Raw genomic sequence first — 25,196 nt, 5'->3', positions numbered from 1 at the left:
TCGTGGCCAGCCGCTCCAGTTCGGGCAGGCCCGAGGCGGCGCACCGGTCGTAGAAACGGAACAACCGCTCGGCGATGACATGCCGTTCGGGATGCATGCGAGCAAGAGCCAGCAGATCCAGGAGGTCTTCCTTGGCGTTCCACGCGTCCAGGATCGGCTGCCCGATCTTCATCGGCAGCGCGTGCAGATCATCGATCATGGGATCGAGTTGAGAGCCGTGCATCCGGGCAGCTGAGCGGGTCAACCGGTTGCGCAGTTCCCACTCGCGGTTGCCCTTGCGTCCGCGGCGGCCCCGGACCTGGACGGTGACGCGGCGCCGGACCTCGGTGACGGCGGCATTGGCCAGCTGCACGATGTGGAAATGGTCGACGACCAGCACCGCGTGCGGCAGCGCTGCCCGCACAGCCGCTTTGAAGATCGTGCACATGTCGATGGCCACGTGGGTCACCTGGTCCTTCCATCGCTGCCCGCGGGCCTGCAGCCAGTCGATGACGACCTGGCTGGTGCGGCCCTCGACCTGGCCGAGCAGCCCTTGGCCTCCGGACAGGTCCACGAAACCCACGTGCCAGCGATCGACGACGGCCTTCCACGTCTGTGCCGCCTCGTCGAAGGCCCAGCGGGACCGGCCGCGCCGGATCTCATCGATGCCCAAGACCGTGACCGGGTCCGGCTGGGCGGGCAGCACACGGGCGGCGTAGGCGGTGAACGCGGCTGAGGTCACCGGCCAGGACAGTCCGTGGTCGCGGGCCGACTGCACGACGGTGCGTCCACCGTCGGCGACCGCGGCCCCGGCCGCCTGGCGCAGACGGACCGTCAACCGGGAGCGGGCCGGGATCTGCGGCACGCACTCGGTGAACGACGTACGCGGACATCGGCTGTGGTCACACCGCCAGCGCCGTTTGCGCCAGCGCAGCCGGCAGACCCGTCCTGCCACGGGAAGGTCCCGGGGTCGGGTGAGCACCCACTCCTTCATGCGGGTCGCGGTCGTCCCGCATGCCGGGCAGGCGCGCGCCCGCGGATCCAGGGTCTCCAGATAGAGGACAGGCCCCTGACCAGGGGTGTTGTTGTCGGTATCGATCTTGGTGACTGCCACGCCTTCCAGGCCCAGCAGCCGAGTCGTATCGTTGACCACGCTCGCGGCTCTTCTGTTGTGAGATCTTGCTTCGACAACAGGAATGATCAACGAGAGCCGCGAGCTCTCTCAAGACGTCGGCCTCACCTCATCGGGGCACGCTCCGGCGCTCAACCCCGGTTAACTTCGAAGAGCCCGTATACCTTTCCGTACCAGATGGTGCCGCTGTTGATAATCCGTCCGGCTCTATCCGGGCCACCCGAGCCATCGGTGGCGACGCTTGCGGCGGCGGCCAGCTCGTTGCGTTCTCTCTGGCCGATCGAGAGCGGAATCGCGGCACCGGCCGGAAGGCGCTCTTCCTCGTAGTCGCTTTCCTCCTCCTCATACTCCTCCGTCGGAGCGATGGGAGAGGGTTCGCTCGGATCGGTCGCGGCGACAGGGGGAGGTTCGCCTGGGCCGGTCGGAGCCGGGGATGTGGAGGAGCCTTCGAATCCTTCATGGCGGAGACCGGATTGACCCGGGTCGGGGACCACCAACATAAGGGTCGCGACAACGGCGCCGATGAAGACGATGATCAGGCCGGTGGCGAAAAGGAACATCGTCAACCTGTTGCCGGAGCTTCCGGACGTAGGAGGGGGCGGCGGATGCATGGAAGACGTCTACCATGATCTATCCGTTTATGGACGGTGCAACTGTGATGTCCGACTATCGGGGATCGCCCGGGCTTCCGAGGGGTGCATCAGCCTGTCGTCCTCATGACCCGGACCATGTGCGGATCGCATGCACTGCCCAGATCTGGTGTGGCGTCTGAAATGCCAGGTCGGAGGAGCGTTGAAGCCAATGAGAGTTTCCTTTTCAATTCGCGGATTTCCGGGTCGGAATGCTCTCCTGTGACACGGAGCGGTGACGGCCTCCGGTGCCGTCCGGCGTCCCCGGGGTCGTGCCCGATCGCCTACGGCAAGCCGTACCCATGCGGGGAAACGACGCGGCGCGGTGACCTCAACCCAGCGCAGACCGGCGAAGGCGGCCGGCAGGACCAGCGCTCGGAACCGTCGGTCGGCCATGCGATCAGATACTTGGACAAGGCTCCTGTAGCCGTCCGGTTCCCGCCATCGTGGCCGAGGCCCCTTCTTCGGTCTTGTGGCACGATCGCGGGGTGTTGCGACTCACCGATTTCATCATCGACTGCCCGGACACGATGCAGCTGGCGGCCTTCTACTCCGAGGTGACGGGCCGTCCGGTCAAGGAGGGCAGCCACGAGCACTGGGCCGGCATCAAGTTCGGCGAGATCGAGCTGGCCTTCATCCGGGTGGACGACTACCGCGCTCCGCAGTGGCCCGACAGCGAGCACCCCAAGCAGTTCCACCTCGACTTCGAAGTGGACGAGATCGAGGCCGAGCAGCGCCGTGTCCTCGACCTCGGCGCGACGCTGCACCAGGACTTCATCGGCCCCGACGGCTACGGCTGGCGGGTCTACACCGACCCGATCGGCCACCCCTTCTGCCTGTGCCGCAACAAGGGCGTCGTCTGGACCGACCAGGGCCCGATCTGGCCCTGACCACGGGATCCGGCCCTGACCACGGGATGCTGCCGCCCCGCCCCGACGCTCGGCCTCACCGGTCCGGGCCTCGGGCAGGCACAGGTGCCGGATGACGAAGTCAGCGCGCGAACTTCTCGCGGGCGGCCGGGGTGACGGGGGTGAAGAAGTTGACGAGGTTGCCGTCGGGGTCGCGCAACAGGAGCGAGCGGTTGCCCCACGGCATCGTGGTGGGCTCGTTGACGAACTCCTCGACGAAGCCGGACAGATTCCGATGCACGCCGTCCACGTCGTCGGCGAGGAACTCGATGATCACGGTGCGGTTGTCGGCCGGCCGGGCGGCGTCAGGCGCGATGAGCGAGACGGTCCGGGTGCTGCCGATCGCCAGGGTGCCGGAGGCGGTTCCGGCTCGCCCCCGGAGACCGCGGTCCTGCTCCCCGTCGCGGATGCGGTGCGCCATCACCGGCCGATCTCGATCAGGTACACCGCCGCCGACGGACGGCGCAGCGAACGGACGCTGCATCCATACGGGCTCGTCGCCCATTCGGGCCGGTGGTACGTCACGGGCGCTGATCCCGAGATCGGTGAGGAGCGGACCTTCCGGCTGGACCGCATCGCGGACGCGAGGACCCTGCCCGGTTCGTTCGAGCCGCCCGCCGGTTTCGATCCGGCGCAGCACGTCCTGTCGGCCCTCGCCAGGGCTCCGTACCGGCACGAAGTGGTCCTGCTCATCCAGGGGACGGTCGAGCAGATCCGCGCCCGGCTTCCCGCCGGCGTCGCGACTGTGAAGGAGCCCGCATCCGCGCACGACACGGATCGTGACACCGAGGGCTGGCTCCGCGTCGAGTTGCGAGCGGAGCGGCTCGACTGGTTGCCTCCGGTGCTCGCATCGCTCGACCGGCCGTTCGTCATCGAGCGACCAGACGAACTCCGCGACCTCGTCGCCGCGCTGGCCGACCGGCTCGCGGCCTCCGCCCGGAGGATCCCGGGTCCGCCCCGGCTGAGCGGCGATCAACCGATCGGTTGATCCGGCGCCCCACCGTCCGGCGATCAGGTCCCGTCCACTGGCCGATGTCGGAAAAGTGCTGGTCATAGCAGGCTTGAGGCAGTAGAAGCCCGATGGAGACCAGCCCGGAAGGACGCGCGCATGCCGGCAGTGATCGAGGTACACAACCTTCACAAGCGCTACACCGACAAGGTCGCGGTCGACGATGTCTCGCTCACCGTCCAGGAGGGCGAGATCTTCGGGATCCTCGGCCCGAACGGCGCCGGCAAGACCACGACCGTGGAGTGCATCGCGGGCCTCCGGACGCCGGACCGGGGCGAGATCACGGTGTGCGGGCTCGACCCCCGCCGGGACCGTGCCGAGCTGACCCGGCGTCTGGGCGTGCAGTTGCAGGCCGGTCAGCTGCCGGAGCGGCTGCAGGTCGCCGAGGCCCTGGAGCTGTACAGCTCCTTCTATCCCCATCCGGCCGACTGGCGTGCGCTGATGCACGATCTCGGCCTGGCGGACAAGGCCAAGACCGGCTACGGCAAGCTGTCGGGCGGGCAGAAGCAGCGGCTGTCGATCGCGCTGGCGCTGGTCGGCAACCCTCGGGTGGCGATCCTGGACGAGCTCACCACCGGTCTGGACCCGCAGGCGCGGCGCGACACCTGGGAGCTGATCGAGGGCGTGCGCTCGAGCGGGGTGACGATCGTGCTGGTCACCCACTTCATGGAGGAGGCCGAGCGGCTGTGCGACCGGCTGGCGCTGATCGACGCCGGCCGCGTCGTGGCGGTGGACACCCCGACCGGCCTGACCGAGCGGGCCCGCATCGAGCAGCGCATCTGCTTCCGCCCGTCCCGGCCGATCGACGAGCACCTGCTGACGAGTCTGCCCGAGGTCTCCGGCCTGACCCGCCGGGGCGAACTGGTCGTCGTCAGCGGCAACGACAATGCGCTCAACGCCGTCACCACCGTGCTGGCCCGCAACCGGATCGTGGCCGAACGGCTGCGCGTCGAGCAGGCGAGCCTGGAGGAGGCGTTCGTCCAGCTGACCCGCAGCCACCTCGATTCCCGCTGAGCACCCGGCCCCGTAGCCCGACCCCGCACCGAGACAGAGAGAGAAAGGCCACCCCCGTGTCAGTTCTGAACACCGCCCCCGCCGCTCCCGTCACCGCCGCGTCCGGTTCCGCGACGTGGCGGCTCATCAAGGCCGAGAGCAGGCTGAGCATCCGCGACAAGGTCGGTCCCCTGTGGGGCGTCGGCTGCCCGTTGATCGTGCTGGTCATCCTCGGCATCGTGCCCGCCCTGCGGGAGCCCGTGCAGGCCGCGGGCGGGCTGACCTACTTCGACCTCTATGTGCCTGTCTTGATCTTGTTCAACCTGGCCATCCTGGCCATGACCGCGCTGCCGACCACGCTGGCGGGTTACCGGGAGAACGGTGTGCTGCGGCGCATGCGGACCACGCCGATCGGCCCGGCCCGCGTGCTCACCGCCCAGCTCGCGGCCAACCTCGCCATCGCGTTCGTCGCGACGGTCCTGTTCCTGGCCGTGGCCGGGCTGGGCTTCGGCGTCGACCTGCCGAAGCATCCCCTCGGTTTCGCCGTCGCCTGGCTGCTCGCGACCGCCGCGCTGCTCGCCATCGGCCTGCTGATCACCGCGCTCGCGCCCGGACGCGGCCCGGCCACGGCGATCGGCACCGTGCTGTTCTTCCCGATGATGTTCTTCGCCGGGCTCTGGGTGCCGGTCGCGCAGATGCCCGAGGTGCTGCAGACCATCAGCCACTACACCCCGCTCGGCGCCGGCATGCAGGCGTTCCAGGAGGCCTATCTGGGCCACTTCCCGCCGGCCCTCCCGCTCCTTACCCTGGCTGCCTACGCGGTCGGGTGCGCGCTCATCGCGGTCCGCTGGTTCCGCTGGGAATAGACTCACCGCCGAGGAAGCGATCTTGAACGGGAGGAGGGGAACCATGAACAGGCAGAGCTCGCGGCCCGGCACCCGGGACGCACGGGGAGAGCGACCGTTCCTCCTGGTCACCGCGGTGCCGTACACGTTGCTGGCCGCCCTCGTCGGCTTCAAGGTGATCGCGGGGCACCCGGCGGTCGACGCCCTGCCCGTCGATCTGGGCCTGTGCGGGCTGGCCGCGGCGTGGATGCTCGGCATGTTCACCCTGCGCCCCGCCTGGTGGGAGCGGCCCCGGATCATGGGGGTGTTCTTCACCGGGCTGCTGGTGATCACAGCGGTCCTGGTGGTGCGGGATCCCGCGTTCGGACTGTTCACCCCCGCGCCCTACATCTACGCCTTCACCGTCCTGCGCTGGCCGTGGCGGCTGTCGGGCGTGGCCGCCGTGGCGGTCGTGGCCGGTACGGCGCAGGCGTCCGACGTGCCCAAGACGACCGCTTCCGGCCTGATGCTGTACCTGTCCATCGTGGCCGCCAACGTCGTCCTCATGGGCGGCACCGCCTGGGTGCTCCGGCGCGCCGAGCGGGAGAAGGAGCAGCGCGAGCAGACCCTCGCGGAGCTGAGCCGGACGAACCGGCTGCTGGAGGCGACGCTCGCCGAGAACACCGGCCTGCACGCCCAGCTGCTCGCCCAGGCCCGGGAGGCGGGAGTCCTCGACGAGCGCCAGCGGATGGCCCGCGAGATCCACGACACCCTGGCCCAGGGGCTCACCGGGATCATCGCGCAGCTGCAGGCGGCCGAGCAGATGCACGAGGTCCCGCCGCCGTGGGTCCGGCCTTTCGACGCCGTCAAGAGGCTGGCCAGGGAGAGCCTGGCCGAGGCCCGGCGCTCGGTCGACGCGCTGCGGCCCGAACCGCTGGACGGCGGGCGCCTGAGTGACGCGCTCGCCGACGTCGCCGACAGGTGGTCGAAGCTGCACGGGATCACCGTGCGGGTCACGACGACCGGTACGGCGCGGCCGATGACACCGGAGGCCGAGTTCGCGCTGCTGCGCACGGCGCAGGAGGCGTTGGCCAACGTGGCCAAGCACGCGGGCGCGACCAGGGTCGGGGTCACGCTGTCCTACCTGGAGGACGAGGTGGCGCTGGACGTGCGCGACGACGGCAGCGGCTTCGAGCCCGCGGGCCTCGAAGCCGCCACGGCCGCGGACGGCGGCACGGGACCGAAGAACCGCGACGGCGGGTTCGGCCTGACCATCATGCGGCAACGCGTCGAAGGGCTGTCCGGGACCCTGCAGATCGAGTCCGAGCCCGGCGCCGCACCGGGATCTCGGCCCGCGTCCCCTTCCTGCCGGCCGGGAGCCGCACATGACCGACCGCGCCGCCGAGCCGACAGCCGCGCCGACGACCGAGCCGGGGACCGAGCCGGGGACCGGGTCGAGGACCGAGCCGACGGCCGGATCCCCGATCCGGCTGCTGATCGCCGACGACCATCCCATCGTCAGGGACGGGCTGAGCAGCATGTTCGCCTCCGCGCCCGGATTCCAGGTGCTCGGCGAGGCCGCGGACGGCGCCGCGGCCGTACGGCTCGCCCAGGAACTGCGGCCCGACGTGATCCTGATGGACCTGCGCATGCCCGGCATGGACGGGCTGACCGCCATCACCGAGCTGGCCAGGCTCGGCGTCACCGCGCGGATACTGGTCCTGACGACCTACGACACCGACACCCACGTCCTACCGGCGATCGAGGCGGGCGCGACCGGCTACCTGCTCAAGGACTCGCCCCGGGAGGACCTGCTGCGCGGTGCGCGCGCCGCGGCCAAGGGCGAGAGCGTGCTGTCGCCCGCGGTGGCGGCACGGTTGATGACCCGGGTCAGGACGCCCGCGCCGCAGCTGCTCAGCCAGCGGGAACTCGAGATCCTCGAACTCGTGGCGGCCGGGAACACCAACCGCGAGACGGCCGCCCGGCTGTTCATCACCGAGGCCACGGTCAAGAGCCACCTGCTGAACATCTACGCCAAGCTCGGTGTGAAAGACCGCGCCTCCGCCGTCACCGAGGCGTTCAACCGGAGGCTGCTCGTCCCGCGAGCGTCCGACCGGTCCTGACTCCGGGAGTTCCTCAGCCTCGGTCGCGCCTCGGTGCGGTACGGCTCCGCCCGGCTACCGGCCGCCGCACAGGGTGTGGTCGATCAGCTTCAAGGTGACGTCCTTCGTCGGATTCGGGACGCCCGGCTCGGGCTTCAGCTGCAGCACGGTCGCCGCGACGTACGTCTTCGTGAAGCTGCCGATGAGGTGCCGCGCCTGGTCGGCACCGGGCTGAGCAACGCCGACCCGGCCGGATTCGTAGTGTCCCGGGTCCGGGGCGGACCTGAGATCGGCTCATGCGTGTACCGCGCCGGTCCGCGCGTACCATTCGGCGGTGGAGGTTTTGGAACCGGAGGTGTGGCGGGCCCGGGCGGAGGAGCACCGGCGGCGGGTCGAGGAGTGGACGGCGCCGTACCTCGCGCGCAAGGCGCGGCGGGAGAGCCATCCCGTCGAGGACTTCCTGTTCGTCTACTACGACCACCGGCCGGCCTGGCTGCGGCGGTGGCACCCGGGCGCCGGGGTGGTGCTGAAGGGGGCGAGCGGCTTCGGCCGTTTCTACCTCGACACCCCCGAGGGCGCCGTGCTCGACACCGCGGCGCTGATGGACCGGCGCGGGTCCTCCGTCGAGTGGATCGCGCGGCTGCTGGCCGCCACCGCGTCGCGGCCGGCCTATCTCGGCTGCTTCGGCCTGCACGAGTGGGCGATGGTCTACCGGGCCGCGGAGGTACGGCACGGCGCCTGGCCGCTCCGGCTCGATGACGAGGAGATCGCGGAGGTCGTGGAGCAGCGGGGCGTGCGGTGCGGCCATTTCGACGCGTTCCGCTTCTTCACCCCGGAGGCGCGCCCGCTCAACGTGCTGCAGCCGACGCGCGAGCGGCAGCGGGAACTGGAGCAGCCGGGCTGCCTGCACGCCAACATGGACCTGTACAAGTGGGCGTACAAGCTGTCGCCGCTGGTGGGCAGCGAGCTGGTCGCCGACTGCTTCGCGCTGGCCCGCGACATCCGCGAGGTGGACATGCGGGCCAGCCCGTACGACCTGAGCGCGCTCGGTCACCGGGCGATCCGGATCGAGACGCCCGAGGGGCGGGCCGAGTACGCCGCCGAGCAACGGGGGTTCGCCGAGCGGGCGCGGCCGTACCGGCAGCTCCTGCTCGACGCCTGCGAGCGGCTCCTCGCCGACGCCCGCCTCCCCTGAGAACCCGCGGCCCGAACCCCGGCCCGTGAGAACCGCCACCGGTGAAGGACGGAGCGCTGTTCCTCTCGGTCTGGGACCGCTCGTCCCGTGGCCGCGGGAATTCCTCGATCGGAGCACCGTACGGCCCGCGGGCCCGGATGCCGCCGGCCTCGGATAGCGTCGGGGTCATGCGGCTTCATGTGGGATGCGCGATGTGGACGCACAAGGCATGGCAGGGGCGCCTCCTGCCCCACCCGCTCCCCCCGGAGGAGCGGCTGAGGGCCTACGCGACCTGGTGCAACGCGGTGGAGGGCAACACCACGTTCTACGCGACACCGGCGAGGAGCACGGTGGAGTCGTGGGCGGCGCAGGTCGGCCCCGGCTTCCGCTTCGTGGTCAAGCTGCCCAAGCCGATCACGCACGAGCGCCGCCTCACCGGCGCCGACGAGGAACTCCGGGCGTTCCTGGAGGCGATCGAACCGCTCGGGCCGCGGGCCCACGCCCTCTGGGTCCAGCTGCCGGGGTCGTTCGGGCCGGACGACCTCGGCGTCCTGGCGGGCTTCCTCCGCGGGCTCCCCCGCTCGTACCGGTACGCCGTCGAGGTCCGCCACCGCGCGTTCTTCGACGACGAGCGGTCCGCGCGGCTCCTCGAAGGGGTCCTGTCCGGAGTCGGGGCCGAGTGGGTCCCGTTCGACACCACGGCCTTCTTCCGGAGCCCGCCGACCAGCGACGCCGAACGGGACGCGTGGCTGAAGAAACCGCGCGTGCCGCGCCGGGCGCCCGCTCTCACCGACCGCCCGATCGTCCGCTACCTCGGCCGGGACGACACGGCCCGCACGGTCGAGGGCTGGCAGGAGTGGGTCGCCACGGTCGCCGGGTGGCTGCGCGAGGGCCGGTCGCCGACCGTGTTCGTGCACACCCCCGACAACGCCGAAGCACCGGTGCTCGCCCGCCGCTTCCACGACGAGGTGCGAGCCGTGCTGCCCGGGGTCGAACCGCTGCCCGAGCCCGTGCCGGTCGAGCCGCTGACCCTGTTCTGACAGCGAGGCCGTACGGGGGAGGCCGTACGGGGGAGAAAACGCTTTGTGCCGGGGCGGGACGGGGCGGCAGGGTACTCTGCATGCCGGTTCAGCACCAGGTGAGAGCGGACTACGACGCTGAGACGATCGTGGTCTACCAGGCGTACCCGCCCGCCGTGGCCGACCCCGCCCTCAGCGCCGAGCGGTTCGTGCCGCCCTTCTCGTTCACCCGCATGACGTGGATCAAGCCTTCGTTCCTCTGGCTCATGCACCGCAGCAACTGGGCGCGGAAGCCGGGTCAGGAGCGCGTCCTGGCGGTGCGGATCACCCGGGACGGATGGCACGAGGCGCTCTCCCGGGCCGTGCTGACGACAGCCGGACCGGAGGCCGTCGACCGGGCGGCGGTTCACGTCCAGTGGGACCCCGAGCGCTCGTTGCGCGGGGCGGCGCTCAACCATTACAGCATCCAGGTCGGGATCGGCCGGACCCTGATCCGCAGGTTCGCGGACGAGTGGGTCGTCGGCCTCACCGACGTCACGCCCACGGTGAGAAGGATCGCCGGGCTGGTGCAGACCGGGCAGGCGTCGAAGGCGCAGCGGCTGTTGCCCCCGGAGCGTGAGTACCCGGTGCCTCCGGAGGTCGCCCGGCGGCTTCTCGTCGGCTCGTGACCGTGACTGCGGGCAGGCACACGCTCGTGACCGTGAACGCGGGCAGGTGCAGGCTCGTGACCGTGAACGCGGGCAGGCACACGCTCGTGACGCCCGCGCGTGAACCGGGCGCGCCGGGTCTGGGGCGTCCACCGTGCCCGGAGGTTCAGGAGGGCTGTGTCGCCAGCCGCAGCCCGAAGCCGATCACGACGAGGCCCGTCAGCCGGTCCAGGCCGCGCTTGACCGACGGCCTGCCCAGCCAGCCGCGCACCAGACCGGTGAACCCGATGAGCAGCGCGCTCCAGAGCAGCCCTTCGCAGACGTGCACGCCCGCCAGCAGGACGCCCATCGCGACGTGCGGCGCGCCGTCCGGGATGAACTGGGGGAGCATCGCGACGTAGAAGACGCCCATCTTCGGGTTGAGCAGGTTGGTCAGCAGGCCGCGGCGGAACGCGGGCCACGATCCGTCGTCCCCGGACGGTTCGGGCGCCGCCGTCCCGCCCGCGCCGCTCCGGCGGCTGTGCCAGAGCATCCGGCCGCCCATCCACACCAGGTAGGCGACACCCGCCCAGCGCAGCACCTCGTAGGCGAGCCGGGAGGTGGAGAGCAGGGCGGACAGGCCGGCGGCGGTGGCGACGCCCCACACGAGCGTTCCGGCCTGGATGCCGAGGACCACGGCCCAGGCGGGTCTCCTGCCGGCCAGCAGCGAGGTGCGCAGGATCAGCGCCGTGTCCAGGCCGGGCGTGAGCGTGAGGAATCCCACGACGACGGCGAACGAGGCGATCGAGCCGTAGACGTCCATGGACTCTCACCGTAGCTCAGCGCGATGCGGGCACGACGGTCGCCCCGGGACGCCTCACCCGACGCGCCGCTCCGTCATCCGGTCCTCCGGTTCCTGCGGGACTCCTCCACCAGCTTGATGAACCCGGCCTCGGAGTCGGCGAACTTCATGACGCGCCTGCCGGGATCCGTCGTCACGAAGAACAGCCAGGGACCGGGGGCCGGACGCAGCGCGGCCTCGATGGCGGCGGCGCCCGGGTTTCCGATGGGGCCGGGCGGCAGGCCGGGGCGCACATAGGTGTTGTAGCGGGACCGGCTCCTGAGATCCTCGACCGAGGCGGTGGAACCGGTCTTGCCCAGGCCGTACATCACCGTGCTGTCCAGCTCCAGTTTCCTCGGGGGCGTGCGGTCCAGCCGGTTGTAGACGACCCGCGCGATCTTCGGCATGTCCTCTGCGCGGACCGCCTCGGCCTGGACGATGCTGGCGACGGTCAGGACCTCCAGCGGCGTACGGCCGATCCGCCCGGCGCCCTCCACCAGCCCGGCGTCCCCGGCGGCGCGGTCGAACCGGACCACCATCGCGGCGAGGATCTCGCGGGGGCTCGACCCGGCCGGGAACTCGTAGGCCGCGGGGAAGACGAATCCCTCCAGCGCCCCCTTGGCGTAGGCGGGGAGACCGAGCGCCCCGCCGTCCTCCGCGGCCCGCTCGAACTCCGCCACCGGCCTGCCGGTGGCGTCCGACAGCAGCCGCAGGATCTGGGAGAGCCGCATTCCCGCCCGCACGGTCAGGACGATCGGCTTCCGCGAGGTCTCCGCACGCGTCTCGTCCGGGCCCCGGCCCGTGACGCCGGGCCGATCCGTCACCGGTGCGGGCAGCGCTCCGGCCACGAGCGCCGCTCCGGCCGCCAGCACGGCGACGGCGGCCGCCGCCAAGGCCGGGACGCGACGGGAAGGCCGACGGGGTCGGAGGAACCGGCCGGGCGCCGGCGGCTGCTCCTCGTGGGCCATGTCCGAAAGGGTCTCCCGCAGCAGATCCTCGATGTTCATCGCATCTCCCTCACGCCGTCCAACTCGGGAGCGGCCTTCCGTAGCCGTTCCAGCGACCGGTGGATCTGGCTGCGGACCGATCCCACCCCGATGCCGAGCAGCCGGGCGATCTCGGTCTCGGACAGGTCCTCGAAGTAACGCAGCACCAGCACGGTCCGCTGCCGGGGCGTCAGGCGGGCGAGAGCCGTACGCATCACCAGGCGGAGGTCCGCGGTCTCGGCGTGCCCGTCGCCGACCCGGTCGGGGGGCTGCTCCGTGGACACCTCCGTGATCCGGGAGCGGCGCCGCCACCAGCTCACCTGCTCGTGGTACATGGCACGGCGGACGTAGCCCTCGACGGCCGCGGGGTCGCGGAGACCGCGCCACCTGGCGGCCGTCTTCGCCAGTGCCGACTGCACCAGGTCCTCGGCGGCATGCCGGTCACCGGTCAACAGGTACGCGGTGCGGAACAGCGCCCCCGACCGGGCGACGACGAACTCCCGGAAGCCCGCCTCGAAACCTGGATCCACCTGTCCTCCTCGCGGTGTCACCAAGCAAGGACGCGGGCGGGGCGCCGATCTATGCCGGTACGGCGGAAAGCCGGAAGGGAGCGGAGAGCCGGGCGGGAGGACGGTGCGGTGGTAGGCCGGGCAGGGGGTAGGCCGGTGCGGCGGGAGGACGCCGGTGGCCGGGGGATACGGGCCTCAGCGGGAGCGCGTGTACGTCACGGTCCGGGCCTCGGCGCGGAACCCCAGCGAGCCGTACAGCCTCGCCGGGACGGGATGGGCCTCGTCCCCCCTGGCGTAGACCGTCACCTCCCCGGCCCCCTCGGCGCGCAGGCGGTGCATCGCGTACAGGCACGCGGCGCGGGCCAGGCCGAGCCGCCGGAACTCCCGGGCGGTGCCGACCGGCTCGAACTGCCCGACGCGGTTGTCCGGGTCCAGCCAGGCCAGGCAGTAGGAGACCAGCCGCCCGTCCGGCGCCTCCACGACGCAGTCCAGCTCACGCCGGTACGGCCACGCCCGCATGACCCGGCGGTAACTCTCCTCGGTGACCCTGGACGGGTGGAAGGCCGACCGGTGCGCGGCGACCCGGCCGGGGACGTCCTCGTCCCCGCGCAGGTGGCGCACGGTGAACCCGGGCGGCGTCTCCACCTCGGGGAGTCCTTCCAGGTCGCGCGACATGCGCAGCAGGAAGGACGCGTCCTGCGCCCGCCGGTAGCCGCGGCGCGTCAGGACCTCCGCCAGGCCCGCCTCCGTGTCGAGGATCGTGGTGGCCAGCCGGTCGCCCGCGGTGACCTCGTGGAACCAGTCGAGCACCTCGTCGGCGAGGTCGTCGGGTGCGACGAACTGCAGGCCGCCGGGGAGGCGCACCCAGGCCCACGCGATCGTGCGGCCCTCGCGTTCCCACAGCATCGTCGGCCACTCCGCCTCCCGGCCCCGGTGCTGGAAGCGGTCCCAGGCGAGCTCCCCCACATGGCACCGGCCGCTCCGCCCCCAGACCGCCTGGGCGAGCTCCTGCATCCTGCGCAGGTCCTCGGCGCCGTCGTACGGCCGCATGGTGATGTCGGACACCTGCTCGGCTCCTCCTCGGGTCGCTGCCGGGTCTTCTTCGGGCGGGTCTTCTTCGGCCGGGTCTTCTTCGGGCGGGACGACGACCGGCCTCGGGCCCGACCGGTCCGCGGTGCTCGAGGACGGGCCCGGGAGCCGGTCGGGTCTCCGGCTCGGACGCGCGGCTCCACGAGATCGCGTTCTACACGAGCATCATGCCTCCGATCCGGACGCGGTGATGACGCCGGAGGGGCCGCCTTCGGACGGGGCCGGATGCTCCGAAGTGCTTGCGGCCGACGGACGGAACCCGCCATGATCATCTCTTTCGCCGGTGAAGGGATGATTCACGTGAAACATCGGACCGCCGTGATCGCCGTCGTGGCGGCGGGGGTGCTGGCCCTGGAGACCGGGCAGGCGTCCGCGCTGCCCTCCGGCTCCGCCCTCACGCACCCGTCCTCCCTCGCGAGCGCCCCCGTCTCCGCGAGCGCCCCCGTCCTCGTCGGATCCGTCCTTTCGGACGCCTCAGCCTCCGCGGGCTTCTCCGGTCCCGGATCGCGCCGGGCGCCGAAAGTGGTCGGGACCGACGTCAGCAACTGGACGGGGGACATCGACTGGGAGGCCGCCGCCGGCGCCGGCGCGGCGTTCGCGTTCGTGCACGCCTCCGAGGGCCTGGACTACGTCAGCCCCCGGTTCGCCGCGCAGTACGGCGGAGCCGCCGAGGCGGGCCTGCTGCGCGGGGCCTATCACTTCGCCCAGCCGCACGAGTCCGGCGGTGCGGAGCAGGCCGACTTCTTCGTGCGGAACGGCGGCCGCTGGACCTCCGACGGCCGGACGCTGCCGGGCGTCCTGGACCTGGAGGACAATCCGTACGGCAAGAAGAACGGCCTCGACAACTGCTACGGGCTCACCCCGGAGCAGGCGGTCGCCTGGGTGGGCGACTTCACCCGGCGCTACCGCCTGCGGACCGGCAAGGACGCGATCATCTACACCACCACGAGCTGGTGGCGGACCTGCACCGGCGACTCGCGCGCCTTCGGCCGCAACCCGCTCTGGCTGGCCCGCTGGGGCACCGAGCCGGGAGAGCTCCCGGCGGGCTGGAAGCGCCACACCTTCTGGCAGTCGGCGGACAAGAGCGGCTCCCTCCCCGGCGGCCAGAACTCCTTCAACGGCACACCGTCCCAGCTCAAGGCGCTCACCCGGGCGCCGTCGAAGATCCGGCTGAAGGGTGCGGCGCGCGGGAACACCTACACGGTGACGGTCGCCAACACCGGCACCGAGCCGGTCACGGCGCTCAAGCTCGCCGGCCGCACGTTCGGCGGCCAGAAGTTCACCAAGGCCGGCAAGGGCTGCCGGTTCAGCGGTACGGCGGCGCGTTGCACGATCACCAGGCTGGGCCCGAAGACGACGGCCAGGCTGACCTTCACGGTCGCGCCCGCCAGATCCGGCGGCCCGAAGCGGGGGCTGAAGGTCGCGGCCGGTCCGGTGACCCTGACCTTGGCCGCGGCCCGGTGAACCGGTCGCGTCGCTGACCGCGGCGGTCCCGGTTCTGGCAGGCTCGGAGGATGATCGAACAGTGGCGGGAAGTCGGTGACCGCGTCTACGTCAGACGCCACGAGTCGTTCGACCTGAACGCCGGACTCGTCGTCGGAGGCGAGGGCTGCCTGGTCGTCGACACGCGCATGTCCCACCGTCAGGGCCGGGAGCTGGCCGGAGCCGTCCGGGAGATCACCGCCCTGCCGTGGACCGTGGTCAACACCCATGCGCACTTCGACCACTTCTTCGGCAACGCGGTCTTCCTCCCCGCCGACATCTGGGGTCACGTCCGCTGCGCGGAGGCGGCCGAGGCCACCGGGGAGGAACAGCGGCGGACATGGCTCCACGAGGGGCCGGAGGAACTGGCCGAGGTGGAGATCGTCCCGCCGGGCCGTACGTTCACCGGCTCCGTCACCCTCGACCTCGGCGACCGCCCGGTCCACCTGCGGCACCTGGGCCGGGGGCACACCGACAATGACGTCGTGGCCGAGGTCCCCGACGCCGGAGTGATCTTCGCCGGGGACCTGGTGGAGGAAGGGGCGCCGCCGCAGTTCGGGGACGCTTTCCCGCTGGAGTGGCCGGACACGCTCGCCCGCCTGCTGGACCTGCCGGGCGAGGCGGTCGTCCCGGGCCACGGCGCCGTCGTCGACCGCGACTTCGTACGGCGCCAGCGCGCGGACCTCGTCACGGCCGTCGAGATCCTCACGATGGGCGGCGACCCATCCCGGGCCCCGTTCCCCGGGGACACCATGGCGGAGATCGCCTTCCGTCTCCGCGGCCGGTAGGCGGGCCCGCCGACGGCCCGGCTGTCCGCTCGGCGCCCGCCTGCCGGGTGAGCACCGCTCAGGCGGGTGGCGGTGCGCTCCCGGCCGGGGACACGAGAGGAAGCCGGGCGCGCAGGCAGGCTCCCGGCGGGACGGACACGACGGCCAGATCGCCGCCGTGCCGTACCGCGATGTCCCGGGCGATCGCCAGCCCGAGCCCCGCGCCGCCCGCGTCCCGGTCCCTGGCCTCGTCCAGCCGGGTGAAGCGGTCGAAGACGGCCTCGTGGTGCTCGGCGGGGATGCCCGGCCCGTCGTCGCGCACCTCCAGCACGGCCTCCCCTCCCTCCGCCGCCAGCCGGACGGTGACCGCCGACTCCGCATGCCGTACGGCGTTGTCCACGAGGTTGGCCACCAGGCGGCGCAATTGCTCGGCCGAGCCGCGGACCAGCACGTCGGCGGCGATCTCCAGGGCGACCCGCACCTCCGGCCGCGGCCGGATCCGGGTGCCCTCCTCCGCGGCGACCTGGCCCAGGTCCACCTCGTCGTGGCGGACCGGCTCGTCGGCGTCCAGCCGGGCCAGCAGCAGCAGGTCGGAGGTGAGCGCCTGGATCCGCTCCACGTCCGCCAGCGCCTCGGCGGTCAGCCGCTGGGGCGGCGCGAGTTCCAGGCGGGCCCGCAGGACGGCCAGCGGGCTGCGCAGCTCGTGGGCGGCGTCGGCGACGAAGCGCCGGTGGCGGCCGACGGCCAGCTCCAGGCGGTCGAGCGTGCGGTTCGTGGTCTCGGCCAGCCGGGCGATCTCGTCACGGGACCTGGGCACGGGGACCCGCCGGTGCAGGTCGCTGGCGGTGATGTCGGCCAGCTCCGCCCGGATCGCGGAGACCGGTGCGAGCGCCCGGCCGACCGCCAGCCAGGTGAGGGCCGCCACCAGCAGGAGCAGCGCGGGGATCCCGGGGAGCAGGACGCCCTTCAGGGTCTGCAGCGCCGCCTGGGCGGGTTCGAGGGAGGCGCGGGCCCGCACGATCACCGTCCCCCTGGCGGTGCCGACCGGCGCGGTGGCCATGACGAAGGCGTCCTCCGGCGCCCACCGCTCGGCGGGTACGGCGTGCACGGAGAGCTCGACTCCGGCTGGGCGGGGCGCCGCCTGGGTGAGGATCTGGATGTCCGGTTCGAGGGCCGGGACGGAATCCGCTTCGGCCCGGGAGCCGGGTTCCGCCACGGCTCCCGTCTCACCGGAGATCCGTTCGGCGACGACTCCGGCGCGCCGGACGGCCTCGTCGGAGGCACTCGCCATCAGGCTCTCGCTGAGCACGCCGACGAGCAGGGCGGCGGCGGCGGCCAGCGCGACCGCCACGATCGCGGTGGTCGCGAGGGTCGCCCGGACCCGGACCGACAGGCGCGGCATCTCAGGCCTCCAGCCGGTATCCGGCGCCGCGCACGGTCACCAGGGACGACCGGCCGAACGGGGCGTCGATCTTCCGGCGGAGCGCGCTGACGTAGACCTCGACGATGTTCGGGTCCCCGTCGTAGGCGAAGTCCCACGCCTGCGCGAGCAGCTCGCTCTTGGAGACCACCTCGCCCTGCCTGCGGGCCAGGCCGTGCAGGACCGCGAACTCCTTCGGGGTGAGCGGGATCTCCACCCCGTCCCGGTGGCAGCGCAGCCCCGCCGGGTCGACGACCAGGTCGCCGATCCTGATCGACGCCGGCCGGGCCCGGCCGCCCCGGCGGACCAGGGCGCGCAGCCGGGCCGGCAGGACGACGTAGGAGAACGGCTTGGACAGGAAGTCGTCCGCGCCGGTGTCCAGTGCCTCGGCCTCGTCGTGCTCGCCGTCCTTGGCGGTGAGCATCAGGATCGGCGTCCAGTTCTCCGCGTCGCGGAGCCGCGAGCAGACGGTGTAGCCGTTCATCCGGGGCAGCATGACGTCGAGCACGATCACGTCGTAGGGATTCTCCCCGGCCATCCAGAGCCCTTCCCGCCCGTCGTGGGCGACGTCCACCGCGAACCCCTCACCGGCCAGCCCGCCCTTCAGCAGGTCGGCCAGGCGCTTCTCGTCCTCCACCAGCAGCACGCGCATGGCGCCAGCGTGCCGTATCCGACCTAAAGCCAACCTGAAGAGGACGGGGCGGCGAGGAGGAACCTGAAGCGGGCTTCGGCGGCGTTCAGGGCGGCTTCAGGTTCCGGGAGGGACGGTGTGGCCGCCACGTTCCGACGGACGCCGGCCGGTGTCCCGACCTGACGCCGATCGGGTGTCCGCCGGACTTCGACAGGAGGCCGGCCGGATGCCGGCCGGACTTCGAGCCAACGAGGAGAACCGAACATGCGCATCCGCTTCCTCGCCGCCGCCGCGGTGACCGCCGGGGCCCTGATGACCACCCTGACCGGCGCGGCCAACGCCGCCGGCACCCCGTCTCCCGCCGAATCCTTCGAATCCTCCGGAGCCACCGAGCTCGCCGTCCCGGCGACCCCGCCGGACGGCGCCATCTCCATCGCCTGCAAGGGCGGGAAGGGTCTCGTCATCCGCAGGGTCACCGAGGCGGAGCTGGAGAGGCTCCGTGCGGGGGACCGCAGGCGGGTACGGGAGGAGGACGTGGTGGTCGCGGTGCCCGCCCTCCCGGTCGACGGCGCGTCCGAGGTCCGGGTGCCGGAGCGGGGCGCGGTCGCCTATCAGGACGGCCCGTCCGAGGTCCGGGCGCCCGGTGAGGCGGTCCGGGGCAAGAGGTTCCGTGGGAAGCCGCATTGCGTTAAGGCGTTCCCCGGCAAGGAATCCTGCGAGATCGTCAAGGGCCGGGCCGTTCCCGCCCCGAGCCGCGGCTCCTCCGGATCCTTCCATTCCTCCGGCCCGGGGGACGTCGTCCGTGCGCGGAAGCTGCCCGGCAAGGCGGCCGTGGTCTGCGTCACCGAGTGGCGCTAGCGGTCCGGGCGCCGCGCCGGGCGGGGACCGGTACGGCACGCGCGTACGGCCCGCACCTCGGGGTGCGGGCCGTACGCGGCGGTCGCGGGTCAGCTCAGCCCAGGTCAGCTCGGCTCAGCTCAGGTCATGTTCCTGGTGACCCCGCTCGGTTCGGCGTCGGCGCCCTGACCGGTCACACCGGTTGTGGGCTCCGCCTTGTGGCTGAACTCCTCGGCCTTCGACTTCACGCCTCCGGCCACGCCGGAGACCTTGTCGGCCGCGGTCTTCGCCTTGTCGCTCACCCAGTGGGACGCGTCGCTCGCGCTGCCCTTCATCGTGTCGGTCCACTGGCTGGAGCCCTTGCGGTACATCGCGAAACCCGCGGCTCCGGCGGCGAGGCCGGTGAGCAGCAGGAGCATCGGCCAGTTGCGGGATCTGATCTTGACCGGGGGTGAGGGATCCAGCTTCGTCGCAGCCTGGGACAGCATCGCGCTCAGCTTGGGTCCCAGCTGCTGCTCGACGGTGTGCGCGGCGGCGTCCAGCTGCGGCGCGGCCCACCTGCGGGCCTCGCTGATCTTCTCGTCCGCGGCGCTGACGGCGGCCTCACGGGCCTGCGCGGCCATCGGGCCGACCCGTTCGGCGGCTCGGGCGATCTGCAGCATGGCCTGGTCCCTGGCCACCATGGCCTGGTGCTTGGCCAGTCGCATCCGGGTCTCCGGAACCATGCTGGTGTTGCGCTTTCCGAACAGTGTTGCAAGAGGCACGGCAACTCCTCCCCTGTCGTTGGGGCCCCGCAGCGACCCCTTCCCGCTCGAAAGCGGCTCAATCATGACCAGTCGTGGGAGGATGTTGACGGGCCGGTGACGGCCATAGTTGACAGAACAGTGCAAATGCAGCGCCTGAGGCAGGCCTTGCGTGATGACCTGAAGGGGGCAGCCCGACCGTGGCTGAGAAGTTGATCGCTACCCTGAACACGAACCGCGGCACCGTGAAGGTGCAGCTCTTCCCTGACCACGCGCCCAAGACCGTGCGCAACTTCGTGGAGCTGGCCGAGGGCACCCGGGAGTGGACGCACCCGGAGACCGGCCAGAAGACCACCGACAAGCTCTACGACGGCACCGTCTTCCACCGGGTCATCAGCGGCTTCATGATCCAGGGCGGTGACCCCCTGGGTGAGGGCGTCGGCGGCCCCGGCTACAAGTTCGACGACGAGATCCACCCGGACCTCTACTTCAACCGCCCCTACCTGCTCGCCATGGCCAACGCCGGCATCCAGATGGGCCGCGGCACCAACGGCTCGCAGTTCTTCATCACCGTGGTGCCCACGCCGCACCTGAACGGCCGCCACACCATCTTCGGCGAGGTCATCGAGGGCCAGGACGTCGTCGACGCCATCGCCAAGACCCCGACGGGCCACCGCGACCGTCCCGTCGACCCGGTCGTGCTGGAGAGCGTCACGATCGACCGCGTCCAGGGCTGAACCACCCGTGCGGCGGCCGAGGTGACGGCCGCCGCGCACAGGTCGCACAGGCCGCCGCGCACAGGTCACGCAGGCGGCCGTGCCCGGATGCCCGGGGCGCCCGGCCGCCGCGCACGGGTGCCCGGAAATCTGCATAGGGTTGGGTGAGGATCCGAGCACGGCCGAAAGGGTCACCGACGCGCCATGACCACCCAGCCCCCCGGCGAGTCCGGGCCTCAGGCCGTTCCCACCTGCTACCGCCATCCGGACCGCGAGACCTACGTGCGCTGCCAGCGCTGCGAGCGGTCCATCTGCCCCGACTGCATGCGCGACGCCGCGGTCGGCTTCCAGTGCCCCGAGTGCGTGGCCGAGGGCAACAAGGGCGTACGGCAGGCGCAGGCGGTGTTCGGCGGAGGGGCGGTCACCACGCCCTACGTCACCTGGGGACTGCTGATCCTCAACGTGCTGGCCTACGCCGTGGAGAACGTCTTCCGGCAGGTGGTGAGCGACTACGGCATGTTCGCCGGGGCCGTCGCCTACGGGGGCGAATGGTGGCGCCTGCTCACCGGCGCCTTCCTGCACTCGCCACTCGGCGGCGGAGGCTTCTCGCTCACCCACATCCTGTTCAACATGTGGGCGCTCTACGTCATCGGTCCCGAACTGGAGCGCCGCCTGGGTTCGGCCCGCTTCCTGGCGCTCTACCTGCTCTCCGCGCTCGGCGGCTCCGTCGCGGTCTATCTGTTCTCCGCGTCCCTGACGGTGGGCGCGTCGGGTGCGATCTACGGCATGTTCGGCGCGATGTTCGTGGTCTCCCGGAGGCTCGGCTACGACGCCCGCGGGGTGCTCTGGCTGATCGGCATCAACGTGGTGGTCACGTTCCTGTTCCCCGGGATCAGCTGGCAGGGCCACCTCGGCGGCCTGGTCACCGGCGCCGTGGTCGCCGCGGCCCTCGTCTACGCCCCGGCCAGGAACCGCACCGCGGTCCAGCTCGCCGGCTGCGCGGCCGTCCTGCTGCTCCTGGTCGCGGCGGTCGTGCTGCTCCCGCCGTACGCCTTCAACGAGGCCGTCGGCCTCGTGGGCTGATCCACACCCTGGCGCGCGTCCCCAGGGTGTGGACAGCCCTGTGGAAAGTCCTAACGCCAGCGGGTGGAGAGGATCACACCGAAGATGATGAAACCGAACCCGATGAGCAGGTTCCAGTTCGCGAGCGTCCCGAGCAGCGGCGCGTCCGGCGCCACGTAGTAGACGGCGATCCACAGGATGCCGATGATCCAGGAGGCCACCATGACCGGCGCCAGCCAGCGCGGGCTCATCTTGACCTGCTGGGTCGTCTTCGGCGGGGTGTAAACCGCCTTCTTGCGAGTCTTGGGCTTGGGCACTGGGGTTCTCCTGCGTCAACCCTGCGCGATCCGGATCGTGCGCAGGCTCTGTCGGCTAGCGTAGTCGCTGGTGAGCAAGGATAGTCGGCGCAGATGGGACATGGCGATCCTGTGGGCGCGGGCTTTCTCCGCCCGGGACGGGCCGGTCGGTGGGTGGACATAGTCTGATGTGTCGTGTCCTCCCGGTTCGAATCACAGATCCCTCCCGGCTCGCGGATCGTTCCCGGCTCGCGGATCCTCGTCGGCCGCCCGGTCGTGGCACGATGACCCGCGTCCTGGTCGTGGACAACCACGACAGCTTCGTGCACACCATCGTGCAGTACCTCCGCGAGCTCGGCGCCGTCTGCGACGTACGCCCGCGCGACCACGTGACGGTCGAGGACACCGCGGGGTTCGACGGGGTCCTGATCAGTCCCGGCCCCGGCGCCCCCGAGGACGCCGGGGTGAGCGTCCCGCTGGTCCGTCACTGCGAGGCACGCGACCTGCCGCTGCTCGGGGTCTGCCTGGGCCACCAGGCCATCGCGGTCGCCCACGGCGCGACCGTGACGCGGGCCCCGGAGCTGATGCACGGCCGTACGAGCGCGATCTCCCACGACGGGCGCGGGGTCTTCGCCGGGCTGCCCTCCCCGGTCACCATGACGCGCTACCACTCGCTGGCCGTACTGCCCGGCACGGTGCCGGAGGTCCTGGAGGTCAGCGCGACCACGGACGACGGCGTCATCATGGGACTCCGCCACCGTACGGCGCCGGTCGAGGGCGTGCAGTTCCACCCGGAGTCGGTGATCTCCGAGCACGGACACCGGCTGCTCGGAAACTGGCTGGAGCGGATCGTGTAACGCCGCCCGCGCTCCGTACGACTAACCAGTGAGCCCTTCCGCCATTGCCCCCGAGTGGCGGAGGGGCTCTTCTCATGCCCGGCGCAAGAGGACTCCGGCGTCCGGGGAGGCCATGCGAGAGGGCCCCCGCCGCAGGCAAGGGCCCTCTCAGGTCAGGCGGCCGGTCAGCCGTGCTGGCCGTCGGGAGAGTCGAAGAACGGGTCGTCGGTCGGCTCGTCGCTCGGGACGTCCGGCTGGTCGTCGGTCGGCTGGTCGGTCGGGATGCTCGGGTCGTCGGTCGGGGCGCTCGGCTCCTCCGTCGGCATCGGAGGCTGCCCGCTGGAGACGACCAGCATGATCGTGGTGCCCGGCTGGACCTTCGCACCCGCCCCGGGGGTCTGGCTGAGGACGGTGCCCTCGGGCCGGTCGCTCGGCTGCTCGGAGGTCTTCACCTTGAAGCCCGCCTCCTTGAGGGCCGCGGTCGCGTCGTCCACGTTGAGGTCGACGACGCTCGGGACCTCGATGGCCTCCTTGGGCACGTAGATGCGGACGGTGCCGCCCTTGGCGGCCTTCTTCCCGGGCTCCGGGTCGCTCTCCAGGACGACGCCCTGCGGACGGGAGGACGCCTTGGTCAGCACGTCCACCTCGAACTCCTTGGCCTTGAGCTCGGCGGTGGCCTCCTCCACGGTCTTGCCGATCACGTCGGGCACCGTGACCCGCTCGACGCCCTTGGAGACGATGACCTTCACCTCGGTGCCCTTGTCCACCTTCTCCCCGGCCGCCGGGTCGGTCTCGATGACCGCGCCCTTCGGCTGATCCTCGCTGAACTCCTCGGTCACCTTGACCTTCAGGTCGAGGGCGCTGAGCTGCTTGGTCGCGGCCTCGGCCGTCTGGGAGGTCAGCGTCGGGATCTCCACCTGCGCATCGCCCGTGGGCGTGCCCGGAGCGCTGAGGAACTTGTAGCCCACGCCGATGAAGGCGCCGATGATCAGGAGCGGGATCAGGATCCACGCGGCGGTCTTGAGCGCGGTGTTGCCGCCCTGGGCGCGTCGGCGCCCGCGCTCGCCCCGCCCGGCGGCGCCGCCGTCCTCGGTGCCGTACTCGTACGCCGGGACGGCGGTGGTGCGCTGGGTGACGGGCCCGCCCGGACCGGGCGGCTGCTGCTGCATGGTCCGGGTGGCCGCGCCGTAGTTGTTGGCCAGCGCCATCGTCTGGGCGTCCATCGGCATGCCCTGCAGGGCCCGCTGGATGTCGGCCCGCATCTCACCGGCGCTCTGGTAGCGGTGCGCCGGGTCCTTCGCCATCGCCTTGAGCACGATGGCGTCGGCCCACGCGGGGATCTCCCGGTCGATCTGCGACGGCGGGATCGGGTCCTCGCGGACGTGCTGGTAGGCGATCGCCACCGGGGAGTCGCCGGTGAACGGCGGCTGCCCGGTCAGCAGCTCGTACAGCACGCAACCGGTGGAGTAGATGTCGCTGCGGGCGTCGACCCGCTCGCCCCTGGCCTGCTCCGGCGAGAGGTACTGCGCGGTGCCGATCACCTGGGCGGTCTGCGTCATGGTCGCGGCCGAGTCGGCCATCGCGCGGGCGATGCCGAAGTCCATGACCTTGACGTCGCCGTTGCGGGTGATCATGATGTTCGCCGGCTTGATGTCCCGGTGCACGATGCCGCCGCGGTGGCTGTAGTCCAGCGCCCGCAGGATCCCGTCGACCAGCTCGGCCGCCCGCTCGGGCAGCAGCCGCCGGTCGGCCCGCAGGATGTCGCGCAGCGTGCTGCCGTCGACGTACTCCATCACGATGTACGGCACGGGCGCACCCTCGGAGGTGTCCTCACCGGTGTCGTAGACCGCCACGATGGACGGGTGGTTCAGTGACGCGGCGGACTGCGCCTCCCGGCGGAAACGCGCCTGGAACGTGTGGTCCCTGGCCAGATCCGCACGGAGGGTCTTGATCGCGACGACCCGGTCCAGCCGGATGTCTCGGGCGCGATAGACCTCGGCCATGCCGCCACGCCCGACGACGCCGTCAAGCTCGTAGCGGTCGCCTAGGCGTCGAGGCTGAGTCATTTCCTGCACTGTCCCTTACCGTTCATCTTGGGTGCCGGTGAACTCTCAGGCCACCGGTGTCCATCATCGGCCCCTTCCCGCATCACGTCTCCCCATTCGGTGGGACCGTCTCGCCGGGCTCGGCCGTGACGCTCGGCGTGGGGTTCGGTGTCGTCGTCGGGGGAGGGGGAGTCGGGGTCGGAGTGGTCGGTGTGGGGCTCGGGGTCGGTGACGTCGTCGGCTCCGTGGTGGGCGTGGCCGACGTACTTACCGTAGCCGACGGCGACGGCGAAGGTCGGGGCGACTTGGTCGGAGGGGCGGGCGGCCGGGTCGCCGCAGGTCTGCTCCTGCCGGGGGTGGCGGTCGGCGACGCGGAGGTCCGCGGTTCGGGGGTGAACGGCTTCACCGACTCCTGCCTGTCCTCCGGACCGGTCATGTCCTGGAACGTCAGCGCGCCCAGCCCGACGGCGGCGGCGCAGCCCGCGGCCACCGCGGTGATCGCTCCGGCCCGCCGCAGCCGTTGCGGCGCGGCGCTTCCGCC

General features: G+C 71.7%; 27 protein-coding genes and 1 pseudogene. 16 read left to right on the top strand and 12 right to left on the bottom strand.

Annotated features, from left to right (window positions below; all coding sequences use genetic code 11):
• The coding region (locus ACWJ6R_RS08425; RefSeq protein WP_449061652.1) for an ISL3 family transposase at window positions 1-1,132 on the bottom strand (1,132 nt) is incomplete at its 3' end.
• Between the two features lie 110 nt (window positions 1,133-1,242).
• Window positions 1,243-1,671 carry a hypothetical protein gene (locus tag ACWJ6R_RS08420; RefSeq protein ID WP_449061651.1) on the bottom strand — a complete coding sequence of 143 codons (429 nt, stop codon included), beginning with the start codon at window positions 1,669-1,671 and terminating at the stop codon, window positions 1,243-1,245.
• Between the two features lie 557 nt (window positions 1,672-2,228).
• Here ACWJ6R_RS08420 and ACWJ6R_RS08415 point away from each other — a divergent pair.
• A complete protein-coding gene (locus ACWJ6R_RS08415; RefSeq protein WP_449061650.1) occupies window positions 2,229-2,630 on the top strand; it encodes a VOC family protein in 402 nt (133 codons plus the stop codon).
• A 100-nt stretch (window positions 2,631-2,730) separates the two neighbouring features.
• On the opposite strand, the gene ACWJ6R_RS08410 is transcribed toward ACWJ6R_RS08415, so the two are convergent.
• Window positions 2,731-3,069, bottom strand: coding sequence for a VOC family protein (locus ACWJ6R_RS08410; RefSeq protein WP_449061649.1), 339 nt, complete (start codon window positions 3,067-3,069; stop codon window positions 2,731-2,733).
• On the opposite strand from ACWJ6R_RS08410, the gene ACWJ6R_RS08405 reads away from it, so the two are divergent.
• From ACWJ6R_RS08405 to ACWJ6R_RS08370, 8 genes and pseudogenes are all read left to right on the top strand, one after another.
• Window positions 3,061-3,636, top strand: coding sequence for a WYL domain-containing protein (locus tag ACWJ6R_RS08405; protein ID WP_449061648.1), 576 nt, complete (start codon window positions 3,061-3,063; stop codon window positions 3,634-3,636). The two genes, ACWJ6R_RS08410 and ACWJ6R_RS08405, sit on opposite strands and share 9 nt — an antisense overlap.
• A gap of 120 nt (window positions 3,637-3,756) precedes the next feature.
• A complete protein-coding gene (locus ACWJ6R_RS08400; protein ID WP_449061647.1) occupies window positions 3,757-4,671 on the top strand; it encodes an ABC transporter ATP-binding protein in 915 nt (304 codons plus the stop codon).
• Between the two features lie 56 nt (window positions 4,672-4,727).
• Window positions 4,728-5,516, top strand: coding sequence for an ABC transporter permease (locus ACWJ6R_RS08395; protein WP_449061646.1), 789 nt, complete (start codon window positions 4,728-4,730; stop codon window positions 5,514-5,516).
• Window positions 5,517-5,559: 43 nt separating this feature from the next.
• Window positions 5,560-6,747, top strand: a pseudogene (locus ACWJ6R_RS08390) (sensor histidine kinase); the annotation flags it as partial.
• A 112-nt stretch (window positions 6,748-6,859) separates the two neighbouring features.
• Complete coding sequence (locus ACWJ6R_RS08385) at window positions 6,860-7,597, top strand: response regulator (protein ID WP_449061645.1); 738 nt, start codon at window positions 6,860-6,862, stop codon at window positions 7,595-7,597.
• A 313-nt stretch (window positions 7,598-7,910) separates the two neighbouring features.
• Window positions 7,911-8,771 carry a 3-methyladenine DNA glycosylase gene (locus ACWJ6R_RS08380; protein ID WP_449061644.1) on the top strand — a complete coding sequence of 287 codons (861 nt, stop codon included), beginning with the start codon at window positions 7,911-7,913 and terminating at the stop codon, window positions 8,769-8,771.
• 167 nt (window positions 8,772-8,938) lie between these two features.
• Entirely contained in the window at window positions 8,939-9,790 is an 852-nt protein-coding gene (locus tag ACWJ6R_RS08375) for a DUF72 domain-containing protein (RefSeq protein ID WP_449061643.1), read from the top strand.
• Window positions 9,791-9,870: 80 nt separating this feature from the next.
• Window positions 9,871-10,437, top strand: coding sequence for a DUF4291 domain-containing protein (locus ACWJ6R_RS08370; RefSeq protein ID WP_449061642.1), 567 nt, complete (start codon window positions 9,871-9,873; stop codon window positions 10,435-10,437).
• A gap of 145 nt (window positions 10,438-10,582) precedes the next feature.
• On the opposite strand, the gene ACWJ6R_RS08365 is transcribed toward ACWJ6R_RS08370, so the two are convergent.
• The 4 genes from ACWJ6R_RS08365 to ACWJ6R_RS08350 form a co-directional block, all read right to left on the bottom strand.
• Window positions 10,583-11,218 carry a LysE family translocator gene (locus ACWJ6R_RS08365; RefSeq protein ID WP_449061641.1) on the bottom strand — a complete coding sequence of 212 codons (636 nt, stop codon included), beginning with the start codon at window positions 11,216-11,218 and terminating at the stop codon, window positions 10,583-10,585.
• A 74-nt stretch (window positions 11,219-11,292) separates the two neighbouring features.
• Window positions 11,293-12,243: an endolytic transglycosylase MltG gene (gene mltG / locus ACWJ6R_RS08360; RefSeq protein ID WP_449061640.1), complete on the bottom strand. Its 951-nt coding sequence runs from the start codon at window positions 12,241-12,243 to the stop codon at window positions 11,293-11,295.
• On the bottom strand, window positions 12,240-12,752 hold the full coding sequence (locus ACWJ6R_RS08355) for a SigE family RNA polymerase sigma factor (protein WP_191894535.1): 513 nt from the start codon (window positions 12,750-12,752) through the stop codon (window positions 12,240-12,242). Before ACWJ6R_RS08355 ends, mltG begins: the two co-directional genes overlap by 4 nt.
• A 174-nt stretch (window positions 12,753-12,926) precedes the next feature.
• Window positions 12,927-13,796 (bottom strand): GNAT family N-acetyltransferase, encoded by an 870-nt coding sequence (locus ACWJ6R_RS08350; protein WP_449061639.1) that lies wholly within the window; start codon window positions 13,794-13,796, stop codon window positions 12,927-12,929.
• Window positions 13,797-14,120: 324 nt separating this feature from the next.
• Here ACWJ6R_RS08350 and ACWJ6R_RS08345 point away from each other — a divergent pair, with 324 nt between their 5' ends.
• The gene (locus ACWJ6R_RS08345) at window positions 14,121-15,284 is read left to right on the top strand and encodes a GH25 family lysozyme (protein WP_449061638.1); all 1,164 of its coding nucleotides are present in this window, start codon (window positions 14,121-14,123) and stop codon (window positions 15,282-15,284) included.
• A gap of 50 nt (window positions 15,285-15,334) precedes the next feature.
• Entirely contained in the window at window positions 15,335-16,090 is a 756-nt protein-coding gene (locus ACWJ6R_RS08340; RefSeq protein ID WP_449061637.1) for an MBL fold metallo-hydrolase, read from the top strand.
• Window positions 16,091-16,148: 58 nt separating this feature from the next.
• Here ACWJ6R_RS08340 and ACWJ6R_RS08335 read toward each other — a convergent pair whose 3' ends face one another.
• Entirely contained in the window at window positions 16,149-17,471 is a 1,323-nt protein-coding gene (locus tag ACWJ6R_RS08335) for a sensor histidine kinase (protein WP_449061636.1), read from the bottom strand.
• A 1-nt stretch (window position 17,472) separates the two neighbouring features.
• The gene (locus ACWJ6R_RS08330; protein WP_449061635.1) at window positions 17,473-18,141 is read right to left on the bottom strand and encodes a response regulator transcription factor; all 669 of its coding nucleotides are present in this window, start codon (window positions 18,139-18,141) and stop codon (window positions 17,473-17,475) included.
• Window positions 18,142-18,384: 243 nt separating this feature from the next.
• On the opposite strand from ACWJ6R_RS08330, the gene ACWJ6R_RS08325 reads away from it, so the two are divergent.
• Complete coding sequence (locus ACWJ6R_RS08325) at window positions 18,385-18,978, top strand: hypothetical protein (protein ID WP_449061634.1); 594 nt, start codon at window positions 18,385-18,387, stop codon at window positions 18,976-18,978.
• 119 nt (window positions 18,979-19,097) lie between these two features.
• Here the strand turns inward: ACWJ6R_RS08325 and ACWJ6R_RS08320 are convergent, their stop codons facing one another.
• A complete protein-coding gene (locus tag ACWJ6R_RS08320) occupies window positions 19,098-19,721 on the bottom strand; it encodes a hypothetical protein (protein WP_449061633.1) in 624 nt (207 codons plus the stop codon).
• A gap of 179 nt (window positions 19,722-19,900) precedes the next feature.
• Here ACWJ6R_RS08320 and ACWJ6R_RS08315 point away from each other — a divergent pair, with 179 nt between their 5' ends.
• Both ACWJ6R_RS08315 and ACWJ6R_RS08310 read left to right on the top strand, forming a co-directional pair.
• On the top strand, window positions 19,901-20,437 hold the full coding sequence (locus ACWJ6R_RS08315; RefSeq protein WP_449061632.1) for a peptidylprolyl isomerase: 537 nt from the start codon (window positions 19,901-19,903) through the stop codon (window positions 20,435-20,437).
• A 183-nt stretch (window positions 20,438-20,620) separates the two neighbouring features.
• The gene (locus ACWJ6R_RS08310) at window positions 20,621-21,499 is read left to right on the top strand and encodes a rhomboid family intramembrane serine protease (RefSeq protein WP_449061631.1); all 879 of its coding nucleotides are present in this window, start codon (window positions 20,621-20,623) and stop codon (window positions 21,497-21,499) included.
• Window positions 21,500-21,549: 50 nt separating this feature from the next.
• Here ACWJ6R_RS08310 and ACWJ6R_RS08305 read toward each other — a convergent pair whose 3' ends face one another.
• Window positions 21,550-21,795: a cell division protein CrgA gene (locus ACWJ6R_RS08305; RefSeq protein WP_068900149.1), complete on the bottom strand. Its 246-nt coding sequence runs from the start codon at window positions 21,793-21,795 to the stop codon at window positions 21,550-21,552.
• Between the two features lie 263 nt (window positions 21,796-22,058).
• Between ACWJ6R_RS08305 and ACWJ6R_RS08300 the strand changes: the two genes are divergently transcribed.
• Window positions 22,059-22,631: an anthranilate synthase component II gene (locus ACWJ6R_RS08300; RefSeq protein ID WP_449061630.1), complete on the top strand. Its 573-nt coding sequence runs from the start codon at window positions 22,059-22,061 to the stop codon at window positions 22,629-22,631.
• Window positions 22,632-22,795: 164 nt separating this feature from the next.
• Here the strand turns inward: ACWJ6R_RS08300 and pknB are convergent, their stop codons facing one another.
• Entirely contained in the window at window positions 22,796-24,676 is a 1,881-nt protein-coding gene (gene pknB / locus ACWJ6R_RS08295; RefSeq protein ID WP_449061629.1) for a Stk1 family PASTA domain-containing Ser/Thr kinase, read from the bottom strand.
• 56 nt (window positions 24,677-24,732) lie between these two features.
• On the opposite strand from pknB, the gene ACWJ6R_RS08290 reads away from it, so the two are divergent.
• The coding region (locus tag ACWJ6R_RS08290; RefSeq protein WP_449061628.1) for a hypothetical protein at window positions 24,733-25,196 on the top strand (464 nt) is incomplete at its 3' end.

It is taken from the genome of Planomonospora algeriensis, from assembly GCF_977012225.1.
The sequence above is the reverse complement of the archived record's forward strand: the minus strand, read 5'-3'. Positions and strand labels throughout refer to the sequence as shown.